Source organism: Roseimicrobium sp. ORNL1, assembly GCF_011044495.1.
Lineage (GTDB): Bacteria > Verrucomicrobiota > Verrucomicrobiia > Verrucomicrobiales > Verrucomicrobiaceae > Roseimicrobium.
The window spans coordinates 1467131-1483641 of sequence record NZ_CP049143.1 but is presented as its reverse complement, the minus strand read 5'-3'; the positions used below and the strand labels follow the sequence as shown (position 1 = coordinate 1483641).

The 16511-nt window shown below is 60.8% G+C and carries 11 protein-coding genes; 1 reads left to right on the top strand and 10 read right to left on the bottom strand.

Going from position 1 to position 16511, the window contains the following annotated elements:
* Nucleotides 1–89 precede the first annotated feature (89 nt).
* The 10 genes from G5S37_RS05815 to G5S37_RS05765 all read right to left on the bottom strand — a co-directional run bounded on the left by G5S37_RS05815 (nucleotide 90) and on the right by G5S37_RS05765 (nucleotide 14237).
* On the bottom strand, nucleotides 90–482 hold the full coding sequence (locus G5S37_RS05815) for a hypothetical protein (protein WP_165201737.1): 393 nt from the start codon (nucleotides 480–482) through the stop codon (nucleotides 90–92).
* 99 nt (nucleotides 483–581) lie between these two features.
* The gene (locus tag G5S37_RS05810; RefSeq protein WP_165201735.1) at nucleotides 582–974 is read right to left on the bottom strand and encodes a hypothetical protein; all 393 of its coding nucleotides are present in this window, start codon (nucleotides 972–974) and stop codon (nucleotides 582–584) included.
* Between the two features lie 493 nt (nucleotides 975–1467).
* Nucleotides 1468–1911, bottom strand: a complete 444-nt coding sequence (locus G5S37_RS05805; RefSeq protein WP_165201733.1) for an MOSC domain-containing protein — start codon at nucleotides 1909–1911, stop codon at nucleotides 1468–1470.
* Between the two features lie 995 nt (nucleotides 1912–2906).
* Nucleotides 2907–3839 carry an ACP S-malonyltransferase gene (fabD, locus tag G5S37_RS05795; protein ID WP_165201729.1) on the bottom strand — a complete coding sequence of 311 codons (933 nt, stop codon included), beginning with the start codon at nucleotides 3837–3839 and terminating at the stop codon, nucleotides 2907–2909.
* 63 nt (nucleotides 3840–3902) lie between these two features.
* Nucleotides 3903–5027 (bottom strand): glycerate kinase, encoded by a 1125-nt coding sequence (locus G5S37_RS05790; RefSeq protein WP_165201727.1) that lies wholly within the window; start codon nucleotides 5025–5027, stop codon nucleotides 3903–3905.
* Nucleotides 5028–5111: 84 nt separating this feature from the next.
* Nucleotides 5112–6071 (bottom strand): metallophosphoesterase, encoded by a 960-nt coding sequence (locus tag G5S37_RS05785; RefSeq protein ID WP_165201725.1) that lies wholly within the window; start codon nucleotides 6069–6071, stop codon nucleotides 5112–5114.
* Nucleotides 6072–6179: 108 nt separating this feature from the next.
* Nucleotides 6180–8261 (bottom strand): hypothetical protein, encoded by a 2082-nt coding sequence (locus tag G5S37_RS05780; protein WP_165201723.1) that lies wholly within the window; start codon nucleotides 8259–8261, stop codon nucleotides 6180–6182.
* Nucleotides 8262–8555: 294 nt separating this feature from the next.
* Nucleotides 8556–9551 (bottom strand): glycosyltransferase family 2 protein, encoded by a 996-nt coding sequence (locus G5S37_RS05775; protein ID WP_165201721.1) that lies wholly within the window; start codon nucleotides 9549–9551, stop codon nucleotides 8556–8558.
* Nucleotides 9552–9604: 53 nt separating this feature from the next.
* On the bottom strand, nucleotides 9605–11032 hold the full coding sequence (locus tag G5S37_RS05770; RefSeq protein WP_165201719.1) for a DUF1501 domain-containing protein: 1428 nt from the start codon (nucleotides 11030–11032) through the stop codon (nucleotides 9605–9607).
* A gap of 10 nt (nucleotides 11033–11042) precedes the next feature.
* A complete protein-coding gene (locus tag G5S37_RS05765; protein ID WP_240914807.1) occupies nucleotides 11043–14237 on the bottom strand; it encodes a DUF1553 domain-containing protein in 3195 nt (1064 codons plus the stop codon).
* Between the two features lie 212 nt (nucleotides 14238–14449).
* Here G5S37_RS05765 and G5S37_RS05760 point away from each other — a divergent pair, with 212 nt between their 5' ends.
* A complete protein-coding gene (locus G5S37_RS05760) occupies nucleotides 14450–16369 on the top strand; it encodes a hypothetical protein (protein WP_206026323.1) in 1920 nt (639 codons plus the stop codon).
* The last annotated feature ends 142 nt before the right edge of the window (nucleotides 16370–16511 follow it).

Here is a 16511-nt window from a genome sequence, read left to right as displayed (position 1 = left end):
GTCCGAGCAGCGACGACCAAGGTCTAAGTGGTAAGACACCACAACGGCTCATCCACCGTCGCACTGCTCACCGCTTACCGTCGTACCGGCTAGACCACCTTCAGCGTCTTCTCGCCCTCATCAATGAGCTTCCAGAAGCTCTTCGACTGGCCGAGGGTCTCATCTTCACCGGCAGGGGCAGGAGTAGCGCCAGCGCCGCCGAGGTTGCTGCGGAAAAGGAAATCCTTCAGGGTATTGGCGTGCAAAACGCGATGCACCTTCACATGCGCGCCTTCCACGGCGAAGTACACGCGCCATTCACCGGCACGGCAGCGGTAGAGCTTCTGGCCACCACGCTCCAGCAGACCGAAGCGCTTGCCGAGGCGATTCTCCTCTACATCATCCGGCTGCACATTCATCGCTTCGATGATCGTGAACTGGACCTGGGTGGGAAGAGTAGAGAGCTCGGCGGCGGAGATTTCGTTGAAGACAACCTGAAGCATGCGACCTCACGGTAGCGAGATGCGTGCCTCTGGAAAGGGGAAAGTGCGAGGGGGAGTTGGCGGTGGTTGAGCGGTGGGTTGCGATGGCTGAGCAATGGTTTAGCGGGAAACTCCTGGCTTCAATGTCTGAAGCATCGCGTCAATATCCTCGAGGCTTGGTTGGAATGCTGTGTCTGGGCACCGTTCGACAAGCACATAGTCGCGGTCACGACGCATCGGAGAGTCCGGCTTGAATGTGTCGTCGCTGTAATCCCTAACCTTGGGACCAAACTCGTCGAGCCGAGGATGAGTAATGCCAAACCTCGCGCGAACCGTATAACGGTGGTCGTGGGTCACGCCCTGCACTTCGTAGGACATCATCCCGTTGTTCGGGACGTAGTTCGTGTTGTCGTTCTGATACTGGACAATAAAGGAAACGGCGTCGCCCCACGGAAATGATTTGCGGGTGAACCGCGGATAAATCCGTGGCGAAGAGTTGATGTTGTAGCCCAAGTCGGCCTCATAACCTCCTTGGCGGTCTGTAGTGCACGCAACACGCGCTCGGAAGCACCGGCCTGAACCTCGACACTCCAGCCTCTCCGCTCCCTGCCCGTGCCGTATCCGCCTCCAGCATAAGAAACAAACGACGGATTGATGGCTTGGCCTGAAACGAAAGTGGTTGGACGTGCGGCGCGATTAATCGGTCCGAATGTGGGATCGTCCACCAGAGGTTCACCCTGCTTGAACGTGCGGCGCTCGGTGTGATGATCAAACTGCTCAGGAATCGACAGCGCGAATTTAGGCGTAGGCTGCAAACCTGAACACGAAGCCAAAAGGAGCGCGGCCGGCAATAGGTAGAGAGCTTTCATGAAGAGTACGATTGGCGAGTCGCCTAACGACCAAGTGCAGCGTCCACCGGGCCGTGCGCTTGGAACGCATGTTGATACTGGAAGAGCTCACAAATGCAATTCGCGAAGCAGGTAGACGGATCGCATGCAGCGCATGATCAGGCGTGAACGTTGGAATCACGGGGAGAAGCAGAGGATGAAACCACCTCATCGCCGACGCTGATGATTCCATCGCTCACTACCTGCGCGTAGATGCCTCCTGAATGAGCAAGGCCGCCAAGAACCTCGGGAATGCCAACCAGCCTGGCTAGATGTCGGCATGGAGGGCAGGCACGAAGTCCAAACAAGGACACCGTGCCAATCGAGAAGGAACAGCCTATCAACTCGGAAAGCCTCACCCCCTCAGTGACGATATTACGGCGAGTGAGGCTGGGGTGAAGATCAATCCCCGATGCATGGAAGAAATCCCACAACGCCTCAATCTCGATCAGCGTCACGTCACGCACTCCTTTGGACTTGGAATATGACCCCATACCGAGAGCGTAGCGGTCACCCGCCAGCCCCCTGCCCGCCATCGCTTCAATCCTTGAGACGAACTTCATTGGGGCTTCCCGTTCGCCGCCAACATAAATCTCTCGCACTCTCGCATACGCACTCATGTTTTAGGTCAGCGTCTGACGCCACCCAACAGCCATGGAGCTTGTCGAGGTTGGCAGCAAGCGACGGTTCGGTCTTCTCAGTTACAGGGTCATAAGTCCCGCATTCGCAATGTGGCGGATTCCCCTGCCCTGAGGTAGTCAGTCCTGAAGTGGCTGGCCCAGTCAGTGATCAGAATCACAGACACGACAAGAATGAGGAAGACAAAGACTCCCCGGGTAACCAGCGTGCGCTGGAACCACCGACGCAGAACCCACTCCAGAAGCGGTCCAACTGCGAAGCACGCATTCGCCAATCCCCACACTCCAATCACCCGCATCCACCATTCCCATGGCTCAAGGATGGTCATTCCACCGGGAAACTTGTTGTACGACTCAAGTTCCCAGAAAGACCAGCCAAAGAAGCAAATCACGACATTGTACAGCACCCAAAGCAGGCTCCATGGAATCACCGGGGGACTTGAGGCTGCCACTTGATGCGTGCTGGGTACCGGCTGCATGCACAAAAACTAGGGGATTGCTCAATCCCTGACAATCCCCAACTCCTGTGCGACCTAACGCGGCCCTCCGAAAATCGCTCCGTACATCAGGGTGAGAGACAAAGAAAATAGACCTGCTGCGGCCAGTGATACGCCCAGCCCCAGCACGAACAGGACGATTCGACCTCTTCCGAATCCCCTGTTACGAAACGCGAGACAGTAACACTCACATGCAGGTCCCAGCGTGAAGAAGACATTGGCAGTCACGCCGAAGAGAACAGCGCTCCCCCAATACCCAAGCATTGCTTGCTGATCCATATGCCACTTCAGGTGGTAGGAAATCGACCAGCCAACAATAAACATCACTGCGTTGTACCACAGCCGGAGCCTCTCCCACTTCACAAGCGCCTCCCGCAGTGTGTTTGAAGAGACTTGGGCTGCGGTCGTCATAACTGACAAGACTTACGCACCCAGCTCCGCCACCGCCGCGTCCAGGCTCGCGACGTCCTCAATCGTCAGCACCTTCGTGCCCTTTTGAATGCGGCCCATCAGGCCTGCGAGTACGCCGCCGGGTCCGAGCTCGAGGAATAGGTCGTTTCCATCCTTCAACAAAAGCTGCATGGACTCGGACCAGCGCACGGAGCCGGTGACTTGGCGCTCCAGCGTGCTTTTGATCACGATGTCGCTCGTCACGACATCCGCTTCGTAGTTGCTGACCACCGGCACGTTCGGCATCTGCACCGGAGTGGTCTTCAGCACGGCGGCCAGCTTGTCCTGTGCGGACCTCATGAGGCGACTGTGATAAGCGCCGGCCACGGTGAGTTCCACCGCTTTGCGAATGCCCTTCTCCTTCGCCTTCGCCACAGCCTGCTTGATGCCTTCGACGCTGCCGCTCAGCACAATCTGTCCCGGCGCGTTCAGGTTTGCCACATCCACATTGCACTCGGCGGCGAGGTCACGCACGGCGGACTCTTCACCGCCAATGAGCGCGGCCATGCTGCCCTTCGTCTCTTCACAAGCTTCTTCCATGAAGCTGCCGCGCTGGAACACCAGCTTGAGGCCGGTTTCGAAATCAAAGGTGCCCGCCGCGGCATGGGCGGTGAATTCCCCCAGCGAAAGTCCTGCACATGCGGCGATATCGAGGGAAGGCACACGCTCCTTCAGCGCTTCCAGAACGGCAAGGCCGTGCACATACAGCGCGGGCTGGCAGCGCGAGGTGCGTGTGAGCTCATCAATCGGACCGTTGAACATCGTGTCCGTGAGGTTGAAGCCGAGCACTTCGTTGGCGCGGTCAAACATGGCCTTCACCTTCGGGGAGGCGCCGGCGAGATCCTGGCCCATGCCCACCTTCTGCGCGCCCTGACCGGCAAACAACAACACGACTTTCTTGCTCATAGACCGCTGGCTCTAGCCTCTTGCCGGGCCGGGCGCAAATAAAAGTGGATTCCGCGTCCAGCGTTACGCCTGGCGCACAAGATGGACAATCTCGCCACTGTGTTTGGCCACCGTTTCCTCCAGCAGTTCTGCCGCACGCGCCACGGCTTCGGGGATGGCCATGGCCTCCGGCTTCACCTGCCAGAGGGCCTGGAAACGGCTGCGCAATCCTTCGCTGTCGTCAATGATGCCACCCACGCCAATGACGGGCTTCCCGGCATCCCGGGCCATCTCGGCCACGCCCATGGGGCCTTTCCCGTGCAGAGTCTGGGCGTCCAGCTTGCCCTCGCCGGTAATCACGATATCTGCCCGCTTCACGCGCTCCAGCAGGCCAGTGACATCTGCCACCAAATCAAAACCGCACTTCAGCTGCGCACCGCAGAAGCTCATGAGGCCGAAGCCAAGACCACCTGCGGCGCCGGCGCCTGAGTTGTTGCGATGGTCACAGCCCAGGTCACGCGTCACCATGTCCGCGAGCCGCGTCATGCGCCCTTCGAAGTAGGCCACATCTTTCACACCCTTCTGCGGGCCATACACCTGGGTGCATCCGTGCTCGCCGAGAAGGGGGTTGGACACGTCGCAGGCCACCACGACCTCGCAGTTCAGCATGCGTTCCTTGGCGATGCGGCGGACCTTGTCCAGGTCCCCAGGCAGCCGTCCCACAGGCTGCTCATTTTCACCCAGAAACTGGCACCCCAGCACCGAGGCCATGCCGGTGCCTCCGTCATTCGTGGCGCTACCGCCAATGCCAATGAGAATCCGCTGCGCCCCGTGCTGCATGGCGTGCAGCATCATTTCCCCGGTGCCCGCCGTGCTGGCCGTGGCCGGGTCGAGGGGGAGGTCATTCACCAGGGCGAGCCCCGAGGCGGCGCTCATCTCCATGATGGCCTCCAGATGGTCGTCGTGACGGATCAGCCCGTACCGGGCCATGACCGGCCGACCCTGGGCATCGTGGGCCGGAGCTTCCTGCCACTGCCCGCCAAGGGCTGTGATGATAGCTTCTGTAAAGCCCTCACCGCCATCGGCTATCGGGCAGATTTCGATGTCCGCATCCACCCCTCCGCGCTGCAGCCCGCGCGTCACGGCATCCGCCGCCTGCTTGGCAGTGAGCGAGCCTTTGAATTTGTCGAGGGCGAGCAGAATGCGCATTGCCTGGGGCGAAAAAGAAGGAGGAAAAGGCGGCGTAGGCAATACCCTTACTCTAGAAAAACTCAACCATTCATTAGTTCAAACTCATGCTTTTACCACCTTCCACCCGTAGCCGTGGTAATCGTAGGCGAAAGTTCCGTCCGGATGGCAGGTAACGACCCCGAAGCCCTCCGGATTACCGAAGACAGGGCCCTTCCACCACATGCCGCACACGGCCCCGCCCTGAATGTACGAGGTGCCGTGGAAGTCGATGCGCTCCAGCACATGGCCGTGCCCGCTGAGGACGAGCTTCACTTGGTAGGGGGCAAAGAGCTTGCGCAGCACATGCGCGTTGTTCACAAGACCTCGCGGACTTTCGCCCTTCCGCGGGTCGCCATTCATCTGTCCCCACACACTGTAGAAAGGCACATGGGTGACCACGACGATGGGCGTGGACGTGCCGGCCTTTTCCAGGTCAGCCTTTAGCCACGCCTGCTGTTCCTCATCCACCCAACCGAGGTAATCGCGCGTCACCGGATCCTGGCCGATGGAATCCAGCAGGATGAAATGCCAGCCCTGGTGGTCAAAGCTCCGGTACGTGCGACCCTGGCCGTAGCGGTCGGAGAAGAGCTTCTTCCCGTAGTCCGTCTCGCCGGGCATGATGACCGACTTCGCAGACCATCCCACCACATCATGATTCCCGAGGGTATGATATACCGGCTTCTCCAGCGTCTGGATGCACTCGTCAAAGATCTGCCACTGCTGCTTCAGCCGATCCGGTCCCACCTCCAGGGCATCCATGATCAAGTCCCCGCCCGTGATGCAGAAATCAGGCGCCTCAGGCAGCGCATTCACCGAGTGCAGACACTGCTTGAGCCCCTCCACCGCACCACGCTCTGGCTGCACGTGGATGTCCGTCATGTGGACGAAGCGGAAGGCCTTGCCTCCAGCACCCGCAGCCGTCGTCCCGGCAGTTGGTGCGGCGAGCACGCTCCCCGTGAAGAGGGAGGCAACCCCACCCAGCCAGCGGCGGCGGGTGGTGACAGAGCAGGAAGGGTCGGGCATGGCGTGCGTGATGTACGCACCTAGCCCGCCGTTCTGATCAACAACACCAGCACCAAATGCGAGAGCAGGCATTCTGCATTTTTCCCGGGCGAGCGCTCCGGCTGCCTGCTACTCAGCGACCGTCTTTTCCTTTGCCTCCTCCTTGGGCGCGGGCTTGCCACCCTTGCCGAGGAACTTGTCGATGTGCACCGCCGCGGGATCCATGCCCAGCCGTTTCACGCGAGGCACCTCCGACCGGTTATCGAGCTGGTAGAAGGGCGCCATGGGGTACACGCTGTCCTCGTGCGCGTCATAGGCCCATGCCATGATGTCGTGCACCCCGGGAGGAAGCTGCGTCATGACGAAGCTCCCGGTGAATCCCGCCAGGCCATCCTGCGCGATGTGTCCGCTGGGCACGTGGACGAACTGGGTATCCTTGTTCAGCATCTCGAAGAGGAAGAGCGGCATGCCACTCACCTGCACGACGTGGAAGATCTCCCAGTCTCCGGTCTCCGGGATGCGTCGGGTGAAAAATACCCCATCCGCCACGCGATCGCGACCCCGCAGGCAGGCGAAGCCTTCCACCCGGGCCACGTACCGCTGCTCCACCCCAGCATTGGGCTGGCCTTCAGCCGCCGTGTTTTGGGACTCCTCGCCTTCCTTTTCCTTACCCTTGTCCTTGTCCTTGTCCCGGCCTTTCTTCACCTCCTCCTGCTCGATCTTCATGGATCGGAAGTTCGCGGTGGTGGAACTGAGCAGCGAGGGTTGCAGCTTGAAGTTCGACAGCATGCAGTCCTTCAGCATCGGAGGGTTCAGCAGTCCCATTTTTTCCGCGCGACGGGCATGGTCGCGATTGGCCGGGACCGCATCCTCCACCTGGTAGAGCGCATTGAAGAAGCGGGTATTCACCGCACCGCGCAGGCGCGAGGAATGCCACATGTCCATCAACCTCCAGCCCTGCGCCCAGGAGAGGATGAGCACCGCCAGAAGCGCCATGCCACTTCCCTGGATGAAACGCTGGATGCCGCCCTGCCACTCCGGCCGGCGTTTGAGAATGTCCTGCGCGATGATCCAGATGAGCGCAATCAGGGCCACTGTCAGCGGCACCGCGTGAATCACATACCGTGGGGCAATGGCGTTGTCCCCCGTGCTGGAGGCCCAACTGCGTCCCATCGCCACCAGCACCCCGGTGCCGATTGAGTACGCGCCAAACATCAGCCATGGGCCGAGCTGCCCACGGAGTTCCTCGCGACGCCAGTTTCCTACCAGATAGCCGAATGCCGCGAGATACAGGGCAAATGACGCGCCACCGATGACGAGGCTGACGTCCATCATGGAGAAACTGGAGCCACGGCAGAGGTGATTCCCCAGGAAACGGAACACATAGGCAGTCGTATGATCCAGATTGGAGATCATGCCCTTCACGTCCTTGCGCATGGTCTCCTCTTCGCCCTGCTTGTAGGCGAACATGGGCTCCACTTCGTTCACCAGATTGGTGAAGTAGAGCTTCATCGTCACTCCGAAAACCACGAGCCAGAGCACGGTGAAAACCGTCCGCGCCCGCATGCCCTTCACCGCCGGGGTGAACCATACGAGGGGCAGCGGCAGCAGCCACACCAGGATACCGGAGGCGAAGGACTGCGTGGCCAGACTCGCGCACACAATGCCAATCACCCAGCGCAGCCACAGCGGCAGATTGCTCACAATCGCCAGCAGCGCGCCGCTCAGGAAGAAGCCCAGCGCCGCCACCTGGAACATCATGCTCCACAGCACAATCCGGTACTGCACCGGGCAGAAGATGGCGAGCCCGGCGAGCGCCAGCAATGGCCACCAGGCTGCGAAAGCCCTCCCGGTCGTCTTCTTGAAAAGCACCGCCACATTCACATACGTGAGCCCTAGAAGCAGCCACGAGAAGAACATCTGGATCGTCCAGTTCCCGGGGAGAAGCTTGTAGAACACCAGCATCATGCCCCGCACAAAGGCCATGCGGTGCTCCATCTGCACCATGAAGAAATCGTGCAGCGTCAACGTGCCCGCCCGCTCCTTCTCGAACATCGAGATGTACATCCAGTCATCCAGGAAGGGGATGTTCACCGCATACTCGCGAATCAGCAGAAACAGTCCCGCGACGGGCAGCAGCACCAGCAGCCACCGGAGAAAAAGACGCAACGCCGGCCAGACCCGGATGAGGGAGTCCTTAAGCTTGTTCATCGGGAGCGGTCGGCATATCGCAATGTCCGCAAACTCCCATAGGGGGCTTGGGACGGCCCACTAAGCACGCGAGGGGCCGGGGAGCAAGGGAATCTGGACTATCAGCCATGCCTCCCATTCACTGGGGGGGACAACATCCCGCCCCTCATTCGACCTCACTCGGAAGACCATAGTCTTTACGAAGCCTCTGAAACACCAGTTCAGCAGGCTGTCCACGTTCGCCCGCAGCGTAAGCCTCCAAGGCCGCCAGAAGCCTGCGGTCCAATTCTTCCTCTTCCGAACCGGGTTCCATGCTCACCCTCGATTTGAATTTTCCTCCGTCACCTCCGCCACCACGGCCACCGGGCGCTTCTTCACTTCCTTGACCACCACCGCGAGGTATTCCCCCAAGATGCCGATGCAGAAGAACAGGGCGCTGGCGATGAAGGACAGGTACAGCACCAGGGTCGCGGTACCGGCGTTCTCACCGACATAGTATCCAAAAAGCGAGAAGGAGGGAAACACACGGTTCGCGAGGAACAGGCCGGCGGCGAAGAGCGTGATCACGCCCATGAACAGACCCACAAAGGTCGCCAGCCGGAGCGGTGCCGTGCTGAAGTTCACCAGGTTGTTCATGGCCAGCACCGTGAGGCGGCGCAGGTTGTACTTGCTCTGGCCATGAAGACGCGGCGGGCGCTGGTAGCTCACCGTGCTTTGCTTGAAGCCCACCCACGAGCGCAAACCACGATGCACGGGGGTCGCTTCGCCCAGACGCTTGAGCGCTTCATGCGCGCGACGGTTCACCACGCAGAAGTCGCCGCTGTCCAGCGTGTAGTCATGCTCGGCGAGCCAGTTCATGACGCGATAGAAGGTGCGGTACGCGAGTTGCAGCCACCAGGGGCATTCCTCACGTTTGCCACGCACGCCCGAGATCACGTCGAAGCCTTCGTTCACCACCTTGCGATAAAGCTCCATGAGCACCTCCGGAGGGTCCTGCAGGTCACAATCAATGACACCAATGCACTCACCTCGCGCATGCTGAATGCCGGTCCATACCGCGGGCTGGTGGCCGAAATTCCGGCTCAGGCGCACGCCCTGATACCGGGCATCCTTTTCATGCAAAGCCCAAATGAGACTGGCCGTCGAGTCCCGACTGCCATCGTCCACAAAGAGGATGGCCCATGAGCCGCCCGTCTCCGCCTCAAGCACCGGCGTCAGTTTCTCCACGAGCACAGGAATGGATTCCTCCTCGTTGTAGCAGGGAATGACGACGCAGAGCTTGGGGAGATGGGAGGCGGGGACAACGCTCATGAACGGTGGGGCAAAGTCAGGCAAGGCGCGGGGGATGCAAGCGCAACTCCCGCCTACGCAAGAATCGGGCGCACGACATTTCCCGCCACATCCGTGAGACGGAAATCGCGTCCCTGGAAGCGGTAGGTGAACCGTTCATGGTCCACCCCCAGCAGATGTAGCATGGTGGCATGCAGGTCATTCACAGTCACCGGATCCTGGGCCACACCGAAACCGAGTTCATCCGAGGCGCCATGCGTGATACCTCCACGCACCCCGCCGCCCGCCATCCACATGGTGAAACAGTCGCGATGATGCTCACGGCCATAGTCCGGAGGATCCCCACGCAGACGGCCCTGGCTGTAGGGCGTGCGGCCAAACTCCGTGCCGAAGACCACCAGTGTGTCCTTCAGCATATCACGCTGCTTGAGATCCTGCAGGAGCGCGGCAGCGGGTTGGTCCACAATGGTGGTGCTCTTCGTCAAATCACGCACAATGTGACCGTGCATGTCCCAGTTCGGCTGGAAGAGCTGCACAAAACGCACGCCCTTCTCGGCCAACCGACGCGCCAGGATGCAGTTTGAAGCGAAGCTGCCCGGCTTGCGCGACTCTGGGCCATACATTTCAAAAACGCTGTCTGGTTCACCCGAGAGATCCGTGACGCCGGGGATGGAGGTCTGCATGCGGAAGGCCATCTCAAACTGCTCCATGCGCGCGTGGATTTCCGTCTCGGGACCATCCTTCACCTTCGCCAGCGACTGCATGGCATTGAGGATATGCCTCGTGTTCTCCTGTGTCGCACCCTTGGGATTGCCCAGGTACAGCACGGCATCCTTCGCCGCGCGGAACTGCACGCCCTGATACTGCGAAGGCAGGAATCCACTGTCCCACAAGCGCGTGGAAAGCGGCTGGTCGAAGCCACTCTTGCTCACCAGCACCACGAAGGAAGGCAGGTTCGCATTCTCACTGCCGAGCCCGTACGTGACCCAGGCTCCCATGCTGGGACGTCCCGGCAACTGCGCGCCGGTGTGCATGAAGGTCATCGCGGGATCATGATTCACCGCGTCCGACTTCATGCTTTTGATGAAGCAGATGTCATCCGCCATCTTCGCCAGATGAGGGAGGGCCTCACTCACCCACGCACCGCTCTGGCCATGCTGGGCAAACTTGAACGCCGACCCTACCAGCGGGAACTGAGCCTGGTTGCCGGACATGCCCAGCAGGGCCTGCCTTCCGCTCTTGTAGGAATCAGGCAACTCCTGTCCCAAGCGCTTCTGCAACTCTGGCTTGTAGTCAAAGGTCTCATGCTGGGTCATGCCCCCGCTCATGAACATGAAGATCACCCGCTTCACCTTCGGCGGGAAGTGGGGAAAGCCGGGCAATCCCGGCGTGCCCTCCCCTGCCGCATGAGCCACTCCACCCAGGAGATCCGCCAGCGCGATGCCACCCAGCCCCTGGGTGAGACGGTTCAGGAAATGGCGGCGATTGAGCGCGGGGTTCATGCAAATGCAGTCACTGGATCACAAGCGTTTCATCATCACACAGGAGCGCGCGCTCCACGGCTGTCAGCGCCGCGACATCCGCATCCGGCAGGGATGCATCCACCGCCGCCTCGCCGTTGGCACGGCGCACGTCGGCTGCCTCCTGGGGATGCGCCGCATACCACGCGCGTTCTTCATCAAACAACTTTCGCAGCACCGCCAGCTCCTCTGCCTTCGGGGCTCGTGAAGTCCAGCGGCGGAAGGATTCCGCGATGCAGGCATCCAGATCGCGGGGATGCTGCTGCAACTCGTGCTCGGCGCACACCCGGCAGCTCTCCAGGAACTGCGGATCATTCAACAGCGTCAGCGCTTGCAGGGGCGTGTTCGTGCACTCACGCCGCACACGGCAGAACTCACGCGAGGGAGCATCGAACACAATCATGTTCGGCGGAGGCATGGTGCGCTTGCGGAAGGTGTAGAGACTGCGACGCCAGAGACTGTCGCCATGATCCTGCGTGTAGTGCGCCTGGATGCCGGAGTCCTCATACAGTCCCTCCGGCTGATACGGCTTCACCGGCGCGCCACCGCTGGCCCGCATCAACAGACCACTCACCACCAGCGCGGTGTCCCGGACCTCTTCCGCAGTCATGCGATGGCGCGGGCCTCGGGCGAGCAGCCGGTTCTGCGGGTCATTGCTTTCCAGCGCGCGGTCCGCGGGTATCGCGCTCTGACCATACGTTTGCGAGAGCACGATCATGCGGCACAGGCGCTTCATGTCCCAGCCATGCTCCATGAAGTCACACGCCAGCCAGTCCAGCAGCTCAGGGTGGGAAGGCAATTCCCCCTGAATCCCAAAGTCCTCCTGCGTGGCCACCAGTCCCATGCCGAAGAAGTGCTGCCACATCCGGTTCACCGCCACACGTGCCGTCAGGGGATTCTGCCGATCCACCATCCACTGCGCGAGACCGAGCCTGTTCTTGGGCAAACCCGCGGCCATGGGAGGAAGCGCGGAAGGCGTCTCTGGAGTGACTGCATCTCCCGGCTGATCAAATTGTCCCCGTGTCAGCACATGCGTCGGGCGCGGCTGTGTCTGCTCACGCATGACCATGATTTCATCCGCACTATTGATCAGATCATCCTCCTGCGTGCGAAGCGTGTACAGCTGGGCGGCGGCCTTCTTCCACGCATCATCCGTGTCGCGCAGCCAGGCATCGAGCCAGTCGTCGATGTTCGCCGGCATGGGATGATTCCCCCAAAGCTTGTCCCACCAGCCTCGCTCCGGCGCCGCGGTCGCGGTGCCGGCGAGGGTCGCTGCTTCCGGCTGGGTGAGCGCGCGGTCAAAGACCATGAACTCATCAAAGGCGCCATCCTTCAGCCCCATATCATTATACCGCCATGCGAGCGACAGCTTGATCACCGGCGTGCCGTTGTCCTGAATCTTGGAGTCATCAAAATCACCCCACTCCTTCCGATACAGGATGTCGCGATACAGGTTATCACGCACCACCTCACACTCCATCGGCTTGCCATCGAGAAAGAGCTTAAGACCCGCGGCCTTGCTCGATCCATCATAGCTCGCCGCCAGATGCATCCACTGATTCAGCGGCAGGACATTCTTGCTGCGAATGCGGATGGAGTTTCCCGGAGCGAAGTGCGCCAGGGAAAACTCCACGTGTCCATGATTGAGCGTGACCTCATAACCACGTGAGGCCGCATCCAGCGCGCCGCGTGTGCGATGCACCAGCACCGCCTTCTCTTGGTCCACCATGTTCTCGAACCAGAACGCAAGTGAGAACGCATCACTCCGACGGAAGGCTCCCACCGTCTCCGGCATTTCCATGGTGTTGTCATTCTGGAAGCGGATGGCGGTATTCTCGCCGTGGGAAATCGCCTGCGGAGTCTGTCTCACGGTGGCGGGAGCTTCACTCGGATGCACCAGATCATAGAGCATCTTCTTGTCTGAGGCCTTCTTCCCCTTGAGCGTGGCGAAATCATAATACGCCACCGGTTTGGCCACGCCAGGCATGCCATTGGACTCACACCAGCTCTTGAAGCGCTCCTTCGCGCCATCACGAATGCCAGCCAGTTCCTTCTGCTTTTCCGTGATCTGCTTTTGGATCGCCGTCAGCTTTGTCTCGTCCCCGGGAGCCAGGATGAGCAGCGAAGGGGATGGGATGCCCGCCGTCTGCCGCGCGAAGAGGCCGAGCTCATCGATGTTATTAAAGAAGCCGGAGAAGCTGTAGTAGTCCCGCATGGAGATCGGGTCATACTTGTGATCATGGCAGCGAGCGCACTCCATGGTGAGGCCCAGGAAGGCGGTGGCATTCGTCTTCACGCGATCCGCCACGTGCTCCTGGCGGAACTCCTCTTCATTGCTCCCCGCCTCATTGGACTGCTGCACGAGACGGTTGAACGCCGTGGCGATATACTGCGAACGCGTGGGATTGGGCAGAAGGTCTCCTGCCGTCTGCCAGACGACAAACTGGTCGTACGGCAGGTTTGCGTTGAAGGCATCCACCACCCAGTCGCGATAGCGCCACACAGCGGATTCCGCGTCTTCGTGGCGCCCGTACGTGTCCGCATACCGCGCCACATCCAGCCAGTCCGTCGCCAGATGCTCGCCGAAGTTTTTGTCCGCCAGCAGACGGTCTACCACCTTGCCCTTGGCCTCTTGTGAGCCATCCGCGAGGAAGGCATCGATTTCCTCCAGCGAAGGCGGAAGGCCCGTGAGGTCCAGAGTCACCCGCCGCAGCCAGCGCTCCTTCGCCGCCGCAGGGGCAGGCTGCAGATGCTCGTCACGGAGACGCTGCAGTACAAAGGCATCGATGGCATGCACGTCGGAGCCGTCCATCCCGGCAACCTCCGGCACCTCAGCTTTCACCGGCGGGATGAAGGCCCAGTGCTTCTTATATTCCGCACCCCCGGCAATCCAGCGGCGCAGGATTTCCTTTTGCTCCACCGTGAGGTCCTTGTGCTCCTTTACTGGGGGCATCACCTCATCTTCTTCGGAAGTGAGGATGCGTTTGACCAACTCGCTCTCGTCCGGCTGGCCGGGCACGATGGCGTGCTTGTCCACGGCAGCGGCGCGGTCATCCAGCCTCAGCTTGCCTTTACGCTGCTTTTCATCGGCGCCGTGACATTTGAAGCAGGCCGCTGCCAGGATGGGCCGGACGTGCTTGTTGTAGTCCGGTTGCTCGGGCACTCCCGCCGCCCACATCGATGCCATGTTCAAGAGCCACGCGAATCCCGCCAGGCCACACCCCAACCGCCGACCGGAGAGAACCCTCGGCTGAAGGGAGGAGGAAACTTTTACCATAAAAATCCAAGCAAACCGCGGGATTCTACGGGACAATGCCGCCCCGTCAAGCCGACCCAGACATGGCAAAAGGTTCGTGCCGATACCCCACCTGATGCTAATACTCGGTCCGGCACTCTCCCATGAACCAGGCCACCGACCTCCCGCCCCGCAGCCTTTTTCTTCGCTGCCTGCTTTTCCTACTGGTCTTTTCCCCCGCGCTGTACGCGGCCTTCCTCATGAAACACACGGCCGTGGACGTCGGCTGCTGGGACATGTGGGAGAATGCCCCCCTGCTGAAAAAGTGGCACGACGGCACGCTCACCTGGCATGACCTCTACGCGCCGCAGATCCAGCACCGCATCGTGGTGCCGCGGCTCATGATCATCGCCATGTCCCACCTGAGCGGCGGGGACTTCCGTTGGGAGAACTACGCGGCGCTCCTCATCTTCACCGCGAATGCCGTCATGCTCTGGTTCCTGCTGGGCCGCACCATGGGGAATTCACCGTGGCGCTGGCCGCTGATGTTTGCGTTCAACCTGCTGCTCTTCTGCCCCATGCACTTTCAGATTCTGCTCTGGGGCTCCGCCATGTGGGCGGCGATTCCCATGGCCGGGGTGCTCGGCTGCCTGCTCCTGCTGAATCCCCGTGAACAACCCAGCACCGCGGGCGTGTGGTTGCGTTTCGCTGGCGCGGTCGTGCTGGCAGAAATGGCCACGCACAGCTTCGCGCACGGCATCGGCGTGTGGCCGGTGATGCTGGGAATCTTCCTCTTCCAGCCCACGCTCGGCAGCGTGAAGCAGCGCCTCATCCTTTCCGCTATCTGGCTGGTGATCGCGGGTGTCACCATCGGCTGCTACTTCACGAACTTCATCAACGTGGCGTATCACGCCTACAACCTCAAACCGGGTGACAACGCCTTCGAAACGGGTGGCAGTCTGCTTGAGGGGGGACGGCTCAAGGCCGCGCTGAACTTCTTCTTCGCCTTCCTCGGCACCTGGTTCGCGCGCTCACCGTTTGTGGACCACCCGCTCGATACTGCCGTGACGATGGGCAAATGGACCGTCGCCTGGATCGCGGTGCTGGTTCTCTTCACCCTGCGCGCACGCCTGCTGAAAGCCGTGTTGCCGTGGATGGCGCTGGCCTTGTACGTCGTGGTGATCGGCCTGCTCGTGAGTAAGCGCGCGTCAGACATCGGTGAGCATCGCGCCGTGACGCCACGTTACCTTGCCGCGAGCCAGTACTTGCTGGTCGCAGGCATCGCCATCACCGCGACACTCGGCACCGTCTTCCGCCGCGCCGGAGAACGCTGGCGCGAGAAGCATCCCGATGAACTGCCGGAACTCAAGACCGGTGGGCAGAGTTTCGTGGGCACCTTGGGAGTCGTCGCCATCACCGCCTTCTGCGTCGCGCAGATTCCCGTGTGGCAATACGGCCTGCACCTCACCCACCAGTGGCACCTCGCTCGAAGGCAGGCGCAGGTCTTGCAGATCTTCATGCCGCACCTCAATGAGCAGCGCGGTCTCATCAGCATCGAGACCCTCGACATGGTGAAGAAAAACTGGAATGTACTGGATGCCATCAACACGCTCCAGAGTCTCAATCTCCTCCGCACGAAACCGCTGAGCACGCCCGAGCTGAGTCACTTTGTCCGGGAGAAGAAACCTCTGCCTCAGGAGAAAGCGGATGTGACCGAAGCCCGCCTGCTGGAAGATGGCACGCTGGATCTCAAGGGCTATGCCCGCTTCAACGTTGGCCAGCCCGTGGATGCTATCCTGCTAGTGCAAGAGGGCCGCGTCATCAGCCTTGGCCAATACGCGCCGAAGCACCTGCTACGCATCTATGGTCTCGACTACGAGTTCGGCAATGTGCAGGACGTACCGGTAAAAGAGATGTATCCCTGGCAGGTGCGTGTGAAGCTCGCGGCACCGGAGAAGCCTATTGAGTTCTGGGCGCTCGACGTGAAGGAGCGGAAGATCACGAAGCTGCGTGTCGAGGTCACGCCGAAGAGCGATCTGATAATGCCAGGTGCGCCTTACTTTTTCCGAGAGATATCTCCGTAAGGCGCCCCCGGGCGTTTCAGTTTCCAAACGCACGAGGTCCTTCTGCCGGGCGTCGCGGGTGACAGTACCGATGTGTTCCTTCTCACTGCCCCACAGTAAGACCTAGGTCCGATGGCCCCTCACCCCATCTCTATTGAAGGAT

What these genes read in the sequence shown, in the direction of transcription:
- G5S37_RS05780 (WP_165201723.1), bottom strand. Translation starts at nt 8,261, where the DNA reads ATGAACAAGCTTAAGGACTCCCTCATCCGGGTCTGGCCGGCGTTGCGT.
- G5S37_RS05770 (WP_165201719.1), bottom strand. Translation starts at nt 11,032, where the DNA reads ATGAACCCCGCGCTCAATCGCCGCCATTTCCTGAACCGTCTCACCCAG.
- G5S37_RS05790 (WP_165201727.1), bottom strand. Translation starts at nt 5,027, where the DNA reads ATGCGCATTCTGCTCGCCCTCGACAAATTCAAAGGCTCGCTCACTGCC.
- G5S37_RS05785 (WP_165201725.1), bottom strand. Translation starts at nt 6,071, where the DNA reads ATGCCCGACCCTTCCTGCTCTGTCACCACCCGCCGCCGCTGGCTGGGT.
- fabD (WP_165201729.1), bottom strand. Translation starts at nt 3,839, where the DNA reads ATGAGCAAGAAAGTCGTGTTGTTGTTTGCCGGTCAGGGCGCGCAGAAG.
- G5S37_RS05805 (WP_165201733.1), bottom strand. Translation starts at nt 1,911, where the DNA reads ATGAAGTTCGTCTCAAGGATTGAAGCGATGGCGGGCAGGGGGCTGGCG.
- G5S37_RS05815 (WP_165201737.1), bottom strand. Translation starts at nt 482, where the DNA reads ATGCTTCAGGTTGTCTTCAACGAAATCTCCGCCGCCGAGCTCTCTACT.
- G5S37_RS05760 (WP_206026323.1), top strand. Translation starts at nt 14,450, where the DNA reads ATGAACCAGGCCACCGACCTCCCGCCCCGCAGCCTTTTTCTTCGCTGC.
- G5S37_RS05775 (WP_165201721.1), bottom strand. Translation starts at nt 9,551, where the DNA reads ATGAGCGTTGTCCCCGCCTCCCATCTCCCCAAGCTCTGCGTCGTCATT.
- G5S37_RS05765 (WP_240914807.1), bottom strand. Translation starts at nt 14,237, where the DNA reads ATGGCATCGATGTGGGCGGCGGGAGTGCCCGAGCAACCGGACTACAAC.